This is a genomic window from Streptomyces sp. NPDC059355 (genome assembly GCF_042752335.1).
Taxonomy (GTDB): domain Bacteria; phylum Actinomycetota; class Actinomycetes; order Streptomycetales; family Streptomycetaceae; genus Streptomyces.
In genome coordinates, this window is record NZ_JBHYXN010000004.1 from 212,081 (window position 1) to 227,786 (window position 15,706).

The 15,706-nt window shown below is 72.3% G+C and carries 17 protein-coding genes; 10 read left to right on the forward strand and 7 right to left on the reverse strand.

Features of this window, described 5'->3' with window-relative positions; translation table 11 throughout:
• Positions 1 to 2: 2 nt before the first annotated feature.
• Both ACFXGI_RS06090 and ACFXGI_RS06095 read right to left on the reverse strand, forming a co-directional pair.
• On the reverse strand, positions 3 to 1,184 hold the full coding sequence (locus tag ACFXGI_RS06090; protein ID WP_384703945.1) for an MAB_1171c family putative transporter: 1,182 nt from the start codon (positions 1,182 to 1,184) through the stop codon (positions 3 to 5).
• A gap of 46 nt (positions 1,185 to 1,230) precedes the next feature.
• Complete coding sequence (locus tag ACFXGI_RS06095; RefSeq protein WP_384703947.1) at positions 1,231 to 2,169, reverse strand: GDSL-type esterase/lipase family protein; 939 nt, start codon at positions 2,167 to 2,169, stop codon at positions 1,231 to 1,233.
• A gap of 235 nt (positions 2,170 to 2,404) precedes the next feature.
• Here ACFXGI_RS06095 and ACFXGI_RS06100 point away from each other — a divergent pair, with 235 nt between their 5' ends.
• The 5 genes from ACFXGI_RS06100 to ACFXGI_RS06120 all read left to right on the forward strand — a co-directional run bounded on the left by ACFXGI_RS06100 (position 2,405) and on the right by ACFXGI_RS06120 (position 8,945).
• Positions 2,405 to 2,941, forward strand: a complete 537-nt coding sequence (locus ACFXGI_RS06100) for a hypothetical protein (RefSeq protein ID WP_384703949.1) — start codon at positions 2,405 to 2,407, stop codon at positions 2,939 to 2,941.
• A gap of 108 nt (positions 2,942 to 3,049) precedes the next feature.
• A complete protein-coding gene (locus ACFXGI_RS06105; protein WP_384703951.1) occupies positions 3,050 to 4,453 on the forward strand; it encodes an amidohydrolase family protein in 1,404 nt (467 codons plus the stop codon).
• A gap of 64 nt (positions 4,454 to 4,517) precedes the next feature.
• Complete coding sequence (locus ACFXGI_RS06110) at positions 4,518 to 4,862, forward strand: hypothetical protein (RefSeq protein WP_384703953.1); 345 nt, start codon at positions 4,518 to 4,520, stop codon at positions 4,860 to 4,862.
• 4 nt (positions 4,863 to 4,866) lie between these two features.
• Positions 4,867 to 7,524, forward strand: a complete 2,658-nt coding sequence (locus ACFXGI_RS06115; RefSeq protein WP_384703955.1) for a caspase family protein — start codon at positions 4,867 to 4,869, stop codon at positions 7,522 to 7,524.
• Positions 7,521 to 8,945 (forward strand): extracellular solute-binding protein, encoded by a 1,425-nt coding sequence (locus ACFXGI_RS06120; RefSeq protein WP_384703957.1) that lies wholly within the window; start codon positions 7,521 to 7,523, stop codon positions 8,943 to 8,945. The genes ACFXGI_RS06115 and ACFXGI_RS06120 overlap by 4 nt, the downstream gene beginning before the upstream one ends.
• A gap of 24 nt (positions 8,946 to 8,969) precedes the next feature.
• On the opposite strand, the gene ACFXGI_RS06125 is transcribed toward ACFXGI_RS06120, so the two are convergent.
• Positions 8,970 to 9,416, reverse strand: a complete 447-nt coding sequence (locus tag ACFXGI_RS06125; protein ID WP_384703959.1) for a hypothetical protein — start codon at positions 9,414 to 9,416, stop codon at positions 8,970 to 8,972.
• 208 nt (positions 9,417 to 9,624) lie between these two features.
• On the opposite strand from ACFXGI_RS06125, the gene ACFXGI_RS06130 reads away from it, so the two are divergent.
• From ACFXGI_RS06130 to ACFXGI_RS06140, 3 genes are read left to right on the forward strand one after another with little or no spacing between them, the layout of a single operon-like run.
• A complete protein-coding gene (locus tag ACFXGI_RS06130) occupies positions 9,625 to 10,023 on the forward strand; it encodes a hypothetical protein (RefSeq protein WP_384703961.1) in 399 nt (132 codons plus the stop codon).
• Positions 9,924 to 10,292 (forward strand): helix-turn-helix transcriptional regulator, encoded by a 369-nt coding sequence (locus tag ACFXGI_RS06135; RefSeq protein WP_384704104.1) that lies wholly within the window; start codon positions 9,924 to 9,926, stop codon positions 10,290 to 10,292. Before ACFXGI_RS06130 ends, ACFXGI_RS06135 begins: the two co-directional genes overlap by 100 nt.
• Positions 10,292 to 11,263: an NAD(P)-dependent alcohol dehydrogenase gene (locus ACFXGI_RS06140; RefSeq protein ID WP_384703963.1), complete on the forward strand. Its 972-nt coding sequence runs from the start codon at positions 10,292 to 10,294 to the stop codon at positions 11,261 to 11,263. Before ACFXGI_RS06135 ends, ACFXGI_RS06140 begins: the two co-directional genes overlap by 1 nt.
• A 10-nt stretch (positions 11,264 to 11,273) precedes the next feature.
• On the opposite strand, the gene ACFXGI_RS06145 is transcribed toward ACFXGI_RS06140, so the two are convergent.
• Positions 11,274 to 11,627: a hypothetical protein gene (locus ACFXGI_RS06145; protein ID WP_384703965.1), complete on the reverse strand. Its 354-nt coding sequence runs from the start codon at positions 11,625 to 11,627 to the stop codon at positions 11,274 to 11,276.
• A 54-nt stretch (positions 11,628 to 11,681) separates the two neighbouring features.
• Positions 11,682 to 11,822, reverse strand: a complete 141-nt coding sequence (locus ACFXGI_RS06150) for a hypothetical protein (protein WP_384703967.1) — start codon at positions 11,820 to 11,822, stop codon at positions 11,682 to 11,684.
• Between ACFXGI_RS06150 and ACFXGI_RS06155 the strand changes: the two genes are divergently transcribed.
• Positions 11,821 to 12,603 (forward strand): hypothetical protein, encoded by a 783-nt coding sequence (locus ACFXGI_RS06155; protein WP_384703969.1) that lies wholly within the window; start codon positions 11,821 to 11,823, stop codon positions 12,601 to 12,603. The two genes, ACFXGI_RS06150 and ACFXGI_RS06155, sit on opposite strands and share 2 nt — an antisense overlap.
• Positions 12,604 to 12,918: 315 nt before the next feature.
• Positions 12,919 to 14,484: a carboxylesterase/lipase family protein gene (locus ACFXGI_RS06160; protein ID WP_384703971.1), complete on the forward strand. Its 1,566-nt coding sequence runs from the start codon at positions 12,919 to 12,921 to the stop codon at positions 14,482 to 14,484.
• 12 nt (positions 14,485 to 14,496) lie between these two features.
• On the opposite strand, the gene ACFXGI_RS06165 is transcribed toward ACFXGI_RS06160, so the two are convergent.
• Positions 14,497 to 15,279, reverse strand: coding sequence for a crotonase/enoyl-CoA hydratase family protein (locus ACFXGI_RS06165; protein WP_384703973.1), 783 nt, complete (start codon positions 15,277 to 15,279; stop codon positions 14,497 to 14,499).
• Positions 15,280 to 15,288: 9 nt separating this feature from the next.
• Positions 15,289 to 15,645, reverse strand: a complete 357-nt coding sequence (locus ACFXGI_RS06170; RefSeq protein WP_384703975.1) for a hypothetical protein — start codon at positions 15,643 to 15,645, stop codon at positions 15,289 to 15,291.
• Between the last annotated feature and the right edge of the window lie 61 nt (positions 15,646 to 15,706).

The window sequence follows — 15,706 nt, forward strand, 5'->3', positions numbered from 1 at the left end:
CGTCAGGCGTTCTGGCGGAAGGAGCGGACGGTGGCCGACCTGGCCAGGGCCCGGGACATCCGTACCAGCCCCGACGGACTGTTCGGCGAGACCAGGACCGGGTCCGCTGCCTCCGCCCCGGGGTCTTGCGGTGCGCTCTGCGCGCGGCCCCACAGGGCGACGGCCGTCGCCAGGGCGACCGCATCGGCCACGGCCGCCGCCTCCTCGGCCGGACGCCCCGCCTCCAGTTCCTCCCGCAGCGCCCTCTCCCGCACCCCTGCCCGCAGGTACGGGCTGACCGTGAGGATCCCGTCGTGGATGTCCGACTCGCGCTGCGTCAACCGGATCTCGATGGGCGTCCACGGACCGCCGCCCAGCGCGATGCTGCGCCGCGTCGCCCCTTGCAGTTCCCGGGACAACGGGCGCAGCTGTGCGTACCGGTGCCACATGTCCCACTGGCTCATGACGTGCTGGGAGACGAGCGGCAGCACGAACCCGGTCGCGATCAGCAGCGCCGACACGGAGGCGAGGGCCGGCGCGACCTCCGTGCTGAGGACGTCCCAGTCGGCGTCCGCCCAGCGGGCCCCGATGGCGCTGAACTTCGCGACGTCGTAGAGGAGGTTCAGTACGTACCCGAAGGCGATCAGCCCCAGCCCGGTGCGCAGCGCGCCGCGGACCTCGCGAGCCCATCGCCGGCACAGGAGCGTCATGGTGACCGCCGCCGTGGTGTGCGCCGCGAGGTAGAGGAGGATCATCTCCCGGATGTACGGCGTGCGCGCGTAGTACGTGTCCAGATCGCGCAGGCGCTCGACCGGAGTCTCGCCGAGCGCGAAGAGCACGTTGATCGCGGCGATCACCGTGAGGGTCGCGATGTTGCACCAGCGGGACCACCGGCGTGTCCGCTCCATGTCCTGGGGGCCGCTGCTCCAGCGGAAGATGAGCACGATGTTGGCCCCCGAAAAGGCCGTGAGCAGCGAGAACACGAGCGGTGCCGCGGCGTTCGGGACTCCCGTGAACCTGTTGACCGCCACGAGGGTGGGAATCGCGGTGAAGCCGAACACGGCGGTGGCCAGTACGAGGAGGACCAGGACGGACCGAAGGAGTTCGTCGCGGGGGTTGCGCCAGAGGGCGGGCAGCTTGAGGCCAGCTGCCGCGAGCAGCAGGGCTCCGGGCAGGTAGAAGCCCAGTCCGTTCGAGTCGTTCACGCCGTGCCCCGCTGTTGGTGCTGGTGTTCTTGGTGCATGGTCCGGCTCAGCGGCCGCGGGTGTCGAGATGCCGGTACAGCGCGTCGTGCCCTTCGACGCTGGGGTGCACGCCGTCGACGAGCAGTTCGGTCCTCCCGCGCAGGGGCTCCCACAGGTCGAGGAAGTCGACGTGGTGCGCGTCGCACCAGGCCGGCATGGAGTCGCGCAGCGCCCGTACGCGCGCGTGCGTGAAACGCAGGCCCTCGTAGTCGCCGGTGCGTGCTTCGTCGATCCACGCCGGTCCCACGACGACGAGTCGCGCGTTGTGGTCCAGGGCCGTGGCGGCCAGCGAGCCGAGGTGGTCCGCGAGGTGCGCGGGCCCGTCGTACGGGGCGTCCGGGGAGGCGAGCCGCACGGCGCAGTCGTTGATGCCCGCGGCGACGATGAGCGTGTCGGGGAGGCGGGGGGCCAGCAGTGCGGGCGTCTGGGCGCTGACTTCGGTGAGGAAGCTGCCCGGTACGGCCAGGTTGAAGACGCGGTGTGCGGTCTCGTTCCGCGCGATGTGGGCGGCCGCGAGCCGGCCCGTCCAACCGCCCCGCGGGTCGCAGCGTCCGTAGGCGATGCTGTCGCCCACGATGACGATCCGCTGGGCCGAGCGCAGCGGGTCCGCGTCCAGGTAGGCCCAGGCGCTCTCCCCGGAGGTGAGGACCACCCGTCGGCGGGCGTAGTCGTCGACTTCGTACGCATCGGCCGCGGCGAGGTCCTGGTCGGTGAGGTGGAGGACGGCTCCCCCGACCGCGGAGCCCAGCTCGCGCTCCAGGATCAGGTGCACGTCGAGGCCGCTGGCGGCGATCACGGCCGGGTCGGTGATCGGGAGGGGCCGGGTGGTGTAACCGGCCAGCGACGCCGCGGACGTGGGCACGGTTCGCCCGAAGAGAGCGGTCTGTACCTGCTCGTCCCTCAACGTGCCGAAGGAGAACAGGGTATGGGGGCGTGATTCGGACACTGGGAGCCGCGTGGCCTTTCTTGAAACGATTGATCAACTCACCCTAACGGCCGACGACGGCCCTCTGAACGGGACCCCGGCGTTTTCGGGAGGTGGCCGCCCTGTCCGGTTCTCACCACTGCGATCGGGCCAATTCGACGCCGGTGGACGGGTGATGACGGCGACGTCCGCCGAACCCCCCGGAGCGAGGACCGGCATGCGTCCGGTCGTCTTCGGGCTCCACCACGTTGGGGGCATGAGCGGCAGGACTCCGCTGGGAGAGTGTCTGAGGGCGCGGCGCGAAGGGCTCAAGCCGTGTGACGCGGGGCTGCCCGCGCACGGCCGACGGCGGGTGCCGGGGCTGCGGCGGCTGCTCGACAGCTGGCGCGCAACCCCCGCCTTCGTGCTGGGGCCGGCTTTCGACGTCCTTGCGCACAACGCCCTCGCCGCGGCACTGCACGGCGGATTCCGGCGCTTCGACAATCCGGCCCGCATGGTCTTCCTCGACCCGGCCGGGCGCGCGTTCCACCAGGACCGGGCGCGGGCCGCGCACTCCTGCGTGCCCGAGATGCGCTCCGCCTACGGACACGACCCCGACTCCCGGCGGTTCACCGAGGTCGTCGAGACGCTCCGCGCGAAGAGCGGGGACTTCGCCGAGCTGTGGTCACGGCCCACCAGCAGCTGGTCGTCCACCAGGCCGAGCCGGGCAGCGCCACCTCGGCCGCCCTCGCGGAACTCCGTTCCCGCGGCTGAGGCCGGCGGACCGTGGGTGGGTGCGCCGCACCCAGGTTGACGGCGGCCTGGTTCGGTTCGCCTCCCGCGACGAGGCTGGTGGCTCCGCAACAGCGACGACCCGCCTCTCCGGCGAACGGAAAGAAGACCTCCCTTGACCGTCCACCCCGTGACCATCCACGACAGCACCGGCCAGGCCGCCCTCGCGCAGATCAGCCGTCTGCCCGCCGACCGCCGGCGCATCCTGTTCACCGGCGCGACCCTCGTCACCATGGACCCGGCGCTCGGCGTCGTCGACCGCGGCGAACTCCTCGTCGAGGGAGATACGATCACCGCCGTCGGGCACGGCCTCGGCGTGGACGACGCCGTCGTCATCGACTGCGCCGGAGCGCTTCTCACCCCCGGCTTCGTCGACACCCACCGGCACGCCTGGCAGGCCCCGCTGCGCCGGATCATGCCCGACGTCGACGACCTGGGCGGCTACGTCATGGCGACCCTGGCCGGCCACGCCACCGCCTACCGGCCGCAGGACATGTACGCCGGCACCCGGCTGGCCGCCCTCTCCGCGATCGACAGCGGCATCACCACGATGCTCGACTTCTCCCACAACTCCCGTACCCGCGAACACTCCGACGCCGCGGTCCAGGCCCTCCTCGACACCGGAATCCGCGGCGTGCACGCCTCCATGGGACCGCACTTCGGCACCTGGGACCGGCAGTGGCCGGGAGACCTGACGCGCCTCAAGGAGACGTACTTCGCCAGCGACGACCAGCTCCTGACCCTGCGCCTGGCGGCCCTGGCCACCGACGAGATCGCCGGTCCCGCGCTCGCGTACGGCCCCGAACTCGCCCGCATCGCCCAGGACCTGGGCATCGGGGTGAGCGTCGACGCCGTCTTCGGCACGGCATCCTCCGAGGCGGTGCTGCACTGGGCAGAGCAAGGCATCCTCGGCCCCGACGTCACCCTCATCCACGCCACCGGGCTGACCCCCGAGGCCTGGAAGGCGATGGGGGAGAGCGGCACCACCGTGGCGCTCGCCCCCACCTCCGACGCCCAGATCGGCCTGGAGACCGCGATTCCCGCCGTCGACGAAGCCCTGTCCGCCGGCATCCGCCCGGGCCTCAGCATCGACGTCGAAGTCGCCCTGGCCGGAGACATGTTCACGCAGATGCGAACCCTGCACGCCATCCAGCGGATGCGAGCCGTCAACGCCGCCTACGGGACCGACCGGCAGCCCTCCCGCATCACCACGCACGACGTCCTGGACTTCGCCACCCTCCAGGGGGCCCGCACTAACGGGCTCGCCGGCGTCACCGGCTCACTCACCCCGGGCAAGAAGGCCGACCTGCTCGTCATCCAGGCCGAGGACCTCAACAACATGCCGCTCAACGACCCGATCGGCACCGTCGTCCTCGGCTGCGACGCGCGCAACATCAGCACCGTCCTGATCAACGGCGAACCCCGCAAGTGGAACGGGCAGGTCCTGGACGTCGACCTGCCGGCGCTGCGCCGTGAGGTCCATGCCTCGCGCGACCACGTACTGAACACCCCCGCACCGGGGCACCGTTTGTGACCAAGTGCTGCCGTCGACTCCAACCCGCATGCCATCATGTCGAGTTGTGGCTGAGGGGGAAGCTATGGCGAATACCGCGATCCGCGTGCGCCTCACACAGGGTGCGAGCGAGAGCGATGTCGGGGCGCTGAAGGCGTGGCTCGAGCGGGAGCAGAAGCTCGAAGCGCTCCGCGACAGCGGCAGGCTGGAGATCCAGGAACGGGCGGGGACGGAGGACGGACCCCACAGCCCGATGGGCGCAGGCATGGACATCATGCTGGTGCTGATCGGTGCGGGCGCCCCCCGACTGTTCGACGAAGTTTTCGAACAAGTCAAGAGCGGGGTCCGCGCGTGGCGCGAGAACCGCCGTTCCGTGGAACGGGGCGAACCACCGGAGGTCGACGTCGCACCGGGCGGCGACGGGAGATAGCCCCGTGGCGCGCTTCGACCCGCGCGGGAAGGCGAACCGGGCGCTGCTCGTCGGAGTCCCCGACTACGACTTCACGCGGCCCGAGCACCCCTTCGGCGTGTCGGGTGACCTCCGGGCGGTCGAACACAACCTCACCGGACTCGAACGGGCCCTGCGCGCCGGCGGGGTCTTCGCCGAGGACGCGATCACCGTCAGCCGGCCGCGCACCGTGGACGAGTTCGACCAGCACCTGGACGCCGCGGTTGACGCGGCCGAGGGGCTGCTCCTGCTGTACTTCTCCGGCCACGGAGCCGTGCCCAGCACCGGCGACGAGCTGTGGCTGCTGATGCGGCGGGCGACGATCGTCCCCGGCACCGAGTCCGTGTTCCGCGGCGCCGTGCCCTGGAAGAGCGTCCTCACCGTGCTGTCCCGCGCGAGGGCGGAGCGGGTGGTCGTCATCCTCGACTGCTGCTACGCGGGCAACGCCTCGGCGGCATGGGACGCGCTCGGCACCGCCCAGCGGCAGCGCACCTCACTGCTGATGAGCGTCCAGGCCAACAACCGCATCGACGCGGGAGACGGCGACGGCCCCACCCCGTTCACCGCACGGCTCGTACACCTCCTGCGGGACGGCGAAGCCGGCTTCGACGACCTCGCCGACCGGCTCAGGGCCCACATGTCCGCGCACCACACGACGCTGCGCGAGCCCCCCGAGCCCTGGGAGCCGCAGAGCCGGTCGGCCACCTCCGGAGCCGACGTACTGCTCGCCGCCCCTGCCGTCCGACCGCCGGGCAGGCGCCCGGCACAGCTCCCGCCGGTCCTCCTCTCCGAGCCGTACGGGGCCGGCGGCCGGCGGCCTCCGCCGCGGTCGGCGCGTGCGCGCGGCGGCTTACGGGCCCTCGCCCGAAGACCCGGTGGCCGCCGCAGGCTCATCCCGCTCACCGGCCGCCGCGGGCTCGCGGCCGCCATCGGCGTGCCCGTGGTGATCGCCGGGCTCGTCGCCACCGGCCTGGCCGTCTTCGACAGCGGGGACGGGGCGACCTGCACACCGCCGCTCGAACTCCGGCTGCTCACCGACCCCGATCTCGAACCCACCCTCCGCAAGGCGGCGGAGGTGTACCTCACCTCGAACGCGAACAGGACGGGAGACGGCTGCAGGCGCAGCGGCATCACCGTCTACAGCGCCGGAGCCGCCGCCACCGTCGCCGCGTTCAGCCGGCAGTCCGACCCGTGGCAGCGGCCCACGGGCGACGACAACAACCCGCAGCGCGACATCGGACCCCAGCCGGACATCTGGATCCCGGCCTCGTTCGCGAGCGCGGACCGGGCCCGCCTCACGTCCCCCGAGCGGACCTACGTCTCCCTGGAGGCCGATCCCGAGCCGTTCGCGTATTCGCCGGTGGTGCTCGCCGTACCCCAGGAGCTTGCGGCGGAGCCGGCCGCCGACCGGGTGGGCAGCCTCACGGCCTTGACGGAGGCGATCAGGAAGCGCGAGGCGCGGGCCGAAGTGCGGCGCACGGACCCGGAGAACACCGACGCCGGGCTCCTCGCGACCATCGGCTTGTACGGCGGCGGTACGGGAGGCCAGGACCCGGCCTCCGCCGAGCGCGGCGTGGCCCAGACGGGACCGCCCTCGCGCACCGGCGCGGAGCTGCTGTGCACCCTGCCCGACGACGGTGCGGTCGACGACCGCACCACCGCCCTGGTCCCGGAGTTCCTGCTCAAGACCGGTGTGGGCTGCGACAGTGCGACGCGGACCGGGCGGATGGCCGAGTACCCCGTTGACGTCCCGGGCCTGAGCCCGACGTTCGTACGGGTGCGCTGGCGGGGCGCCGACCGGGACAAGGACGCGCGGGACCACGCCGTCGAGGGCTTCCGTACGTGGCTGACCGGCAAGGAAGGCAAGGCGGCGGCCGCGTCCGCGCCCTCCGGCGGGCTCGCCGTGTTCGGGCAGGACGGCTTCCGCAGCGGCTCGGGCGGCCACCGCCCCCTCGGCGGCGGCGACTTCGGTGCCCTGACCGACCCCGGCCTGCTCCCCGGCCCCGCCCTCCCGCAATCGATGACCGAGGCGCTCAAGCGCTACCGGGAGGCCAACGGGCCGGGCCGGGTGCTCTTCCTGCTCGACTCGTCCGGCTCCATGGGCGGCCTGTGGGAGGGCCCCGGCGGCGCGCCCGGCATCATCGCCCAGTCCCTGGCCGGGCTCGGCGGCCAGGACGAATACGGCGTCTGGGGCGTGGCCGGCGAGCCGGGCAGCCCCCGCCCGTACGGCGAGGTGCTGGCCTTCGGCAAGCACAAGCGCGAGGAGGCCCAGCGTGCGATCCCCGCTTCGGCGCAGGTCAAGGACCTGGAAGCCGACCCCTACCAGGCGCTGGTCGCAGCCCTGGAGTACATGGCGCAGCGCGGCACCGACGACCACCGTCCGCAGCTGATCGTCTACATCACGGACGACGAGGACAACAACCGGCTGACCGAGGGCGGTCGGCTGAACGACCTCCTCACAGCCGCGCGTGCGAGGAGGACGGCGGTGGTCATGGCCTCCCTGGACAGCGGCGGGTGCGACAAGGGCAGACCGGACGCGGCCGTCTCCGAGGCGAGCGGCGGCCGCTGCCTGGACACCAAGGGCGATCTCGTCGCGCGGCTGCGCGACGAAGTGGCCAGGACCGGAACGGGGGATGAGGGATGAGGCACGGCCCCGGACGCTCAGGGCGGCGTGCGTCGGCCGCGCTCCTCGTCCTGCTCCTCGCCGCGGGATGCGACGCGGGCGGTTCCGACGGCCCCGGCGACGGCCGGCCGACCGCCGCCGGCACCGCCGAGGTCCCGGGCGAGATCGTGCTGGCCAGCGGCCGGGACGTGACCGGCAAGGGCGGCATCCGCCAGCAGCTCATCGCGGAGTGGAACCGGCAGCAGGAGGCCAAGGGCTCCACCTACCGGGCCCGCCTGGTCGAGCTGCCGGGCTCGGCCGACCAGCAGCGCAGCCAGCTGCTCGGTGCGCTGCAGTCCGGCAGCGCCGAGTACGACGTCGTGAACCTCGACGTCACCTGGGTGCCGGAGTTCGCGGCGGCGGGCCTCGTCCAGCAGCTTCCCGACCGGCTGGTCGACTCCGATGTCATCAAGTCGGTCGCCGACACGGCCCGCTGGAAGGACAGGCTGTACGCCGTCCCGTTCAACAGCGACGTCGGGCTGCTGTTCTACCGCCGTGACTACCTGGCGAGCGCGGGCGTCACCAAGACCGACCTGGGCAAGGACACCGGCTGGCCCGTCCTCCGGCAGCTGATCGGCGCGCTCGACACGGCCGGCAAGAAGCTGCCCGGGCCCTACGCCAAGGGCTGGACCTCGCAGCTCGACGCGTCGTACGAGGGCCTCACCGTCAACGGCATCGAAGCCTTCGCCTCCGCCGCCGACGGTTTCGCGCTCACCGACAAGGACGGCCGCTACGCCGGCTCCGCGGCCGATCTTCGGGCGGGGCTGGACGAGCTGCGCAACCGCACCCAGGCCGCGTACACCCTGCCGGACGCCGTCCACTCGGACGAGGCGGACACGCTCACCGATTTCGCGAACGGCCGCACGGGCTTCCTCCGCCACTGGCCTTACGCGTACCGCACGCTCCACCAGTCCCTGTCCGACCAGCAGCTCGGCGTGGCCCCACTGCCCGGCAAGGCGGTGCTGGGCGGCCAGAACCTCGCCGTGGCCAGGGGCTCGCAGCGCAGCGCCACGGCCCGGCAGCTCGTCGAGTTCCTCACCGGCAAGGAGAGCGAACGCTGCCTGCTCGACGCGGGGTTCGCGGCCACCAGGCGCTCCGCGTACGAGGACAACGGCCTGACCTGCAACGCCGCGAAGCCGGCCGGCCAGGCCACGCCCGCCCCGGCGGGCGAGCGCACCGACCGGATGCCCCGGGACCCCTACGGACGCCCGGCCTACGCGCGCGGCACCCTGCTGCCCGCCCTGGAGAACGCCGTCCAGCGCCCGCGCACCCCGCTCTACGGAGCCTTCAGCCAGACGTTCACCGCTCAACTGGCCCGGCTCCAGAGCGACACGCCACCCTCCGACGCCGAACTCGCCGACGACCTGGACGCGGAGCTGAGACGAGCCCTGCCCTCACGCTGACTCCGGGTCACGCCACGCGGCGAGTCACGCCACCCGGCCGTGGTCGGCCTCCTGGTGCATGCCGTGGCACAGCGCCCAGACGATGAAGAGGTTGACGGCGACCAGCACCGTGGCCCAGATCGGGTAGTACGGGATCCACAGGAAGTTGGCGATCGCGCCCAGACCCGCGACGAACACGCCGAGGAAGCGTGCCCACAGGGCCCCGGTGAGGACGGCGATGCCCGCCAGGATGACGATGATCCCCAGGATGAGGTGGACCCAGCCCCAGCCCGCCAGGCTGAACTCGAACACGTAGTGCCGCGTCGAGAGGAACAGGTCGTCCTTGGCCACGGCCGCGATTCCCTCGAAGAGGGCCATGGCGCCGCCGAAGATCATCAGTGCTGCCGCGAGGACGGTGCTTCCGGAAGTGGGCCCGTGCCACGGGCTCGGATCGGCGCCGACCGCTCCGGTTCGGGTGGAGTCACTGGCCATGTCAGCCTCCTTGCTTGGCGCGGCCGTCCGGTCAGCCGAGCGTGCCGGAGCGTCGCGATCTCCATCTCAGCGTGGCACGGGGGCACTCCGACGGCACTCCGAGGTTAAGAATTCTTGACATCGTGTCGCGGGTGCTTGACACTCCGAGTGTCTGGTTTTCTTTACATCGGGAGGGGCAATGGCGGTCGAGGAAAAACGTGCCTGGAGCATGTTGGTGATCGCGATCGGGTCGTACGCGACGTACCTGTGGTTCGTACTGGAGCGCCCCGCCGGAGTGGCGCTGACCCGTGCGCCCTACGCGGGAGCCCTGCTGTGGACGGTCGGCCTGTCGATCGTCGTGTCGATCGCCGCCCACATCGCGATCGCCGCGTCCTCGCCGAAGGACGCGAACATCAGGGACCAGCGCGACCGCGAGATCCACCGCTTCGGCGATTACGTGGGGCAGTCGTTCGTCGTCATCGGCGCCGTCTCCGGCATGCTGCTCGCGATGGCCGAGGCCGCTCCGTTCTGGATCGCCAACGCGATCTACCTGGCCTTCATCCTGTCGTCGGTGCTCAGCTCCGTGGTCAAGGTCATCTCGTACCGGTTCGGTTTCCACCCGTGGTGAAGCCGACGAGGGTCACCAACACCATCCGCGCCCAGCGCTTCGCGCACGACGAGATGACCCAGGCCGAGCTCGCCCGCCGCATCGGCGTGAGCCGCCAGACGGTCATCGCCATCGAACAGGGCCGCTACTCGCCCTCGCTGGAGATGGCCTTCCAGATCGCCCAGGTGTTCGGGGTGCCTCTCGACGGCGTCTTCCAGTATTCGGCGAGTGGCGGCGGGAACGGCACGTGCACACCAGGTGGCACGGACGACGACGGAGGAGACAAGTGATGAGAGCCATCGTCCAGGACGTGTACGGACCGCCCGACGTCCTGCGTCTCGAAGAGATCGACCGGCCCGTTCCCGGGCCCGGCGAGGTGCTCCTGCGCGTGCACGCGGCCGGCCTGGACCAGGGGGTCTGGCACCTCATGACGGGCACGCCCTACGCCCTGCGCGCGGCGGGCTTCGGCCTGCGCGCACCCAGGCAGCGGGTCCGGGGCATGGACGTCGCGGGCCGCGTCGAGTCCGTCGGACCGGGTGTCACCCGCCTTCGGCCCGGCGACGAGGTGTACGGCACCTGCACCGGCTCCTTCGCGGAGTTCGCGTGCGCCAAGGAGGGCAGGCTGGCTCCGCGGCCGGCCCGGCTCACCCCCGAAGAGGCGGCCGTCGTCCCGATCTCGGCGAGCACGGCCCTCCAAGCCCTGCGCGCGGGGCGGCTGAAGCCCGGTCAGCGGGTCCTGGTGATCGGCGCCGGCGGCGGGGTGGGGACGTACGCCGTCCAACTGGCCAAGGCACTCGGGGCAGGACACGTCACCGGAGTCTGCAGCACCCCCAAAGCGGAGCTGGTGCGCTCCCTCGGCGCCGACGAGATCGTGGACTACACGCGCGAGGACCCCACCGCAGCGGCCCACCCGTACGACCTCGTCCTCGACATCGGCGGCAACCGCCCCCTGCGCGGGCTGCGCCGGGCCCTGACCCCGCGCGGGACCCTGATCATCGTCGGAGGCGAGACCGACGGCCGCTGGATCGGCGGCCACGACCGGCAGTTGCGCGCGCTGCTGCTGTCGCCGTTCACCCGTCACCGCCTGCGGGGACTCGCCGCCACCCCGCGCGCCGAGGACCTGCGCGCCCTCGGGGAGCTCATCGAGTCCGGCGCGCTCACCCCGGCGGTGGACCGCACGTACCCGCTGGCGGAGGTCCCCGACGCGATACGCCGCCTACGGGAAGGCCTCGTACGCGGCAAGATCGCGATCCGGGTCTAGGTCCCGCCGGTCAGGCCGGGCCCGCGGCCGCGGGGGCGCCCGCACCGGAGTCGGAGTCCGCGGGGCACGCATCGGCGGTCAGCGTGCGGTAGTGGGCGGCGATCCGCAGCAGCCAGGCGACCTCCTCGCGAGGCGTGCGGCCGCCGGCCAGGCCGTCGAGCACCGAGGCAGGCCGGGCGACGGCAGGCCGCGCCCCCGCTCCCGTACGGCGGCGCGCAACCAGCGGGCCTCGGTGAGCGCGGGGTCCTCGCCGGGCGCGGCGGGCGGCCTCGGCGGGGCGCCGTCGCGCCGCCGCCATCGCCGTGGCCCTGGCGTCCGGTACCGCCCACGCCGACAGCATCCAGGCGAACTCCGCATCGGTCACCTCCACCGGATCGCTCGGCGGCAACGCCGCACCGGGTGGCACGGTGACCCGCGGTCAGGTGCTGAACAGAGCGCAGGCCTGGGTCAACCAGTCCGTGCCGTACAGCTCGAACGGCCTGGAGGCCCCGTACAGCTGGTAGGCCGACGGCCAGACCGGCGGCCGGTACCGCCAGGACTGCTCCGGCTTCGTCTCCATGGCCTGGCAGCTCGGCTCGAGCCCCACGACGTACGGACTCCCGAGCTACTCGAACGAGATGAGCAAGTGGGACCTGCAGCCGGGCGACATCCTCAACAGCAGTGAGCACGTCGTCCTGTTCGCCGACTGGCGCGACAAGTCGGCGGGGACGTTCAACTACTACCAGGAGAGCAGCCGCAGGAAGCCGACCAACTACAACACGGACGGAGACCTGAACGCGGGCTCCCTGTCCTCGCACCCCATGAGCAGTTATTCGGCGCTGCGGTACAAGAAGATCGCCGACTCGGCGGGCCCTTCGCGTGCGGGTGTGTACCGTCCCGGTGAGTCGGTGTTCTACGTGTCCGGCGCGGACGGGGGTCTTGCCGGGTACTCGGGGTTCGGTGTGGCGGGTGACCTGCCGCTGACGGGTGACTGGAACGGCGATGGCAAGGACACCTTCGGTGTCTACCGCCCCTCGGACCAGACCTTCTACGCCACCAATGACAACTCTTCCGTCTCCATGCTGAGCACGTTCGGCAATCCGGGAGATGTTCCGTTGGCCGGTGACTGGAACGGTGACGGTACGGACACCATCGGCGTGTACCGGCCCTCGGATCAGACGTTCTACCTGACCGACGACAACCGGAACGTCGCCTACACGCTGACCATGGGTGTCGAGGGGGACACCCCGATGACGGGTGACTGGAACGGGGACGGCAAGGACACGATCGGTGTCTACCGTTCCTCGGATCAGACGTTCTATCTGAGTGACTCCAGCACCGGCGCGAATGTGGATCACTAGACGACGTTCGGCAACCCGGGGGACGTCCCGATCAAGGGTGACTGGAACGGTGACGGTACCGACAAGGTCGGTGTCTACCGGTCCGAGGCGTCCGACTTCTTCGGTGCGGCCAAGGACTCCGACACCGTCATCTACCGGGCCCGCTTCGGTGTTCCGGGCGACATGCCCGTCACCGGCCAGTGGTGACAGAAGCCCGGTAGAGCCGTGCGCGGCCGCTGCGAGCCATCCGTAAATGGTTGGTGCGGCGGCCGTGGACGGCGGATGATGCGCAACGTCCGCTGCAGCCGTGAGCCACATGCCCGATGGGATGTCGTGATGAGCCCTGCCGTGTCCGAGCCCTCCGGGGCCCGACCCGAAGCGCGTGTGACCGCCGGGGCCCTCCTGGGCAGCCGTGAGGCGGGGGCGGCGGTCTTCCGCGGGATTCCGTTCGCCGAGCCTCCGGTCGGCGCCCTGCGGTTCGCCGCGCCGCGGCCGGTACAGGGCTGGAGCGGGGTGCGGGAGGCCGTCGCGTACGGTCCACCGCCCCCGCAGGCCGGTGTGTTCGGGATGGACACGGTGGCGCAGGAGGACCCGGGCGACGACTGGCTGACGGTCAACGTCTGGTCGCCCGAGCCCGAGCAGGGATCCGGCCTGCCGGTGATGGTGTGGATCCACGGCGGCGCCTACGCGATCGGCATGTCCGGCCTCCCCGAGTACGACGGCGCCCGACTCGCCCGGGACGGCGGCGTGGTCGTGGTGACGTTCAACCACCGCGTGGGCATCGAGGGCTTCGCGCAGATCGAGGGGGCCCCGGCCAACCGCGGCCTCCTCGACCAGGTCGCCGCCCTCGAATGGGTCCGCGACAACATCCGCGCGTTCGGTGGCGACCCCGGCCGGGTCACGGTCTTCGGCCAGTCGGCGGGGGCGGGGTCCATCGCCGCGCTGCTGGCGATGGAACGCGCGTCGGGGCTCTTCGGCCGGGCCGTCGTGCAGAGCGCGCCGGGCACGTACTTCTCACCGGAGCTCGCCGCGGACATCGCGGGTGCCTGCGCCGCCGAGCTCGGGCTGCGGCCGACGGTGGCCGACCTGTCCGCCGTCGCCCCGCACCGACTGGCCACCGCCGGTGACGCGGTCGCCGCCAAGATGGACCAGTACGCGCACTGCTGGGGCCTGGCCGCGCACCGGTCGATCCTCTTCGCGCCCGTCGTCGACGGCGAGGTCCTGACCGCCACACCCTGGCAGGCCCTGGCCGACGGCGCCGGCCGAGACGTCGAACTCCTCATCGGCCACACCCGGCACGAGCAGCGCCTGTTCACCGTGATCGAGGGTCTGTCCGGCCAGGTGACCGAGGACCGGGCGGCGACCGCCCTCCGACTCTTCGCGCCGGGCCCGGACGGCGCCCGCCGCTACCGCGAGGCCTTCCCGACGGCGGGCCCGGAGGAGCTCTACGAGTCGGTCCACTCGGACTGGCTGTTCCGCATGCCGACGCTCCACCTCGCCCAGGCGCAGACGGCAGCCGGCGGCCGCGCGTACGTCTACGAGCTGACCTGGCCGGCCCCGGGCATGGGCGGCGTCTTCGGCGCCTGCCACGGCCTGGACGTCCCCCTCGTCTTCGGCGGCCTGGACCGCGGCCGGCCGGCCGTGCTGATCGGAGAGGCACCCTCCCCGGCGGCGGAGTCCGTGTCCGCCCGTATGCGCGGCGCATGGACGCGGTTCGCCGCCCACGGCGCCCCCGGCTGGCCCGTGTACGACACCGCCGAGCGCCTGGTCCAACTCTTCGACGCCCAACCGACGGTCACCGCCTATCCGGAAGAGGCCTCCGACCGGATCTGGACGGGCCACACCTTCCCGGCGCTCCCGCTCGTCGGCCCCCGGCGTCCCGGTCCCGAGCCGACCTCATGATCGACCGTCGGATCACTCCCCGAACGCGCCGTGCCGCCCCGCGCCCGAGGTGAAGCGGTCCGCCCCCGCCGCCGTCTCGCCCGCGCTCAGCGGGACCAGGCCATGGCGGTACTCCCCGGCCAGTGCCTCCGCCTCCTCCAGCCCGTGCTGTTCCAGGACGGACAACCGGTCGTGGCGCATGCACAGTTGGGGGAACGCGGCGATCTCGCGCGCCAGCGCCTCCGCGGCCTGACGTGACCGCCCCGGAGGCACCACCCGGTTCGCGAGCCCGATCGAGTGCGCCTCGGCGGCGGCGACCGGACGACCCGTGAGGATCAGGTCCATGGCCCGGCTCTCGCCGATCAGCCGGGGCAGCCGCACCGTACCGCCGTCGATCAGCGGCACGCCCCAGCGGCGGCAGAACACGCCGAAGACCGCGTCCTCCTCCGCGACCCGCAGATCGCACCAGAGCGCCAGCTCCAGGCCCCCGGCCACCGCGTGCCCGGCCACGGCCGCGATCACCGGCTTGTTCAGCCGCATCCGGGTCGGCCCCATGGGCCCGTCCCCCGAAGCGAGCACCTGATTGCCGCGCTTGGTGCCGATGGCCTTGAGGTCGGCGCCGGCGCAGAACGTACCGCCTTCGCCCCAGAGCACGGCGACGGCCGCGTCCTCGTCCGCCTCGAACCGGCGGAAGGCGTCGGCCAGCTGCGCCGCCGTCGGACCGTCAACGGCGTTACGGACCTCGGGCCGGCTCAGGATCACGGTGAGGACCGGGCCGTCCCGCTCGACCCGCACCGACGCCTGCTCATCCGCCATGCCGCCCCCTCACTGGCTGTCCTCGGTGAGCGGCCCGTAGTGGTACGCGAGCTCCCGCCAGGTCAGGGCGCCGCCGGCCTGCTCCTCCTGCCCGGGCCGGGCGAACCGCGCCATCCTCCACGCGCCGCGGTTGGGGCCCTCACCGAGCCGTGTCCACGCGTCGAGGTCGGCGTCGAGAACACGGGTGGGACCGTCGTCTCCGGGGTCGGTGTCGTCGATGAGGGACCAGTGGCGCAGGTCGGGGCGCTGAGCCAGCCGTTCCTGGTAGGCGGCGGCCCGGGCCATGAAGTCGCGACCGCCGGCCGGGGCACGCTTGACGTGCTCCAGCTCGTAGGCGTTGGCGAGGCTGGTGAGCGTGTGGCGCATGTGACCAGCCTAAAAGCTCGCGCCCCGGTCCGGGAGCCGGTCCGGAGATCTACTCCATTTC